This window comes from Bradyrhizobium sp. MV1.5, from assembly GCF_055807615.1.
In genome coordinates, this window is record NZ_JBVVPL010000115.1 from 1 (window position 1) to 1,000 (window position 1,000).

At 61.0% G+C, this 1,000-nt stretch carries 1 protein-coding gene; it reads left to right on the forward strand.

All coding sequences use genetic code 11. The features are described 5' to 3' along the window. Positions 1-945: acyl-CoA desaturase (locus AC0L2J_RS34740; RefSeq protein WP_473395981.1), on the forward strand; the 945-nt coding region annotated here is incomplete at its 5' end. Between the last annotated feature and the right edge of the window lie 55 nt (positions 946-1,000).

The following is a 1,000-nucleotide window of genomic DNA, read 5'->3' on the forward strand; positions in this document are numbered from 1 at the left end:
GTGTTTCAATTCATCCTGGCCTGGCTTGCGCAAAGCACCGCGCAGAAAAGCGTTTTGTGGTGGGCGGCCAAGCATCGGCATCATCATCTGCATTCCGATACCGAAGACGACGTGCATTCGCCGCGTCATCGGGGCTTCCTCTACAGTCATCTCGGCTGGATTTTCTACCGGCAGCACGATGGCACCGACCTCGTGAAGGTCGGCGATTTCGCCGCCTATCCGGAGCTGATGTGGCTGCATCGCCTCGAACTCCTCCCAGCCGTCACGCTGGCTGCGCTCTGCTTCCTGGTTGGCGGATGGTCCGGTCTCGTCGTCGGCTTCCTGTGGAGCACCGTGCTGGTCTATCACGCGACCTTCTGCATCAATTCCCTCGCCCATGTGCATGGACGCAAGCGGTACGTGACCGGCGATGATTCCCGCAACAATTGGCTGCTGGCCTTGTTCACCCTCGGCGAGGGCTGGCACAACAATCACCACGCCTACCAGAGCAGCGTGCGACAAGGTTTTCGCTGGTGGGAAATCGACATCACCTATTACATCCTGAAGGTGCTGTCCTGGTTCGGCATCGTCTGGAACATGAAGTCGCCGCCCGAGCAGGTGCTGCGCAACGAGCAGCCGCTCGGCGCACGCGTGATCAACCGGGCGGGCCGCGAGCTTGCTGGACGGTTCGATGCGCAGACCCTGGCGCACGCGATCTCGTCGGCGCTACGCCGAGCCGATTTGGCCCAATTGCAACTGCCGACGCTGCACGACATCCTCAGTCGCGCGCACGAAGGCGTCGATGCACTGACGCATCTGCATTTGCCGAAGATTCCGACCCGCGAGGAGTTTCTCGCCGAGGCCAAGGCGATGTTCGCGCGCACGCGATCGCTCAACGAGATCGTGGACTACGCCTACGAACACTTCATGGAGTCGGTTCGCGCGCAGCTCGCCACGGCGCGCTGACTAAGTCTCTCCGGACCAGACTTTCCAGACCAAGCTTTTTCCAAACCAAGGCAAT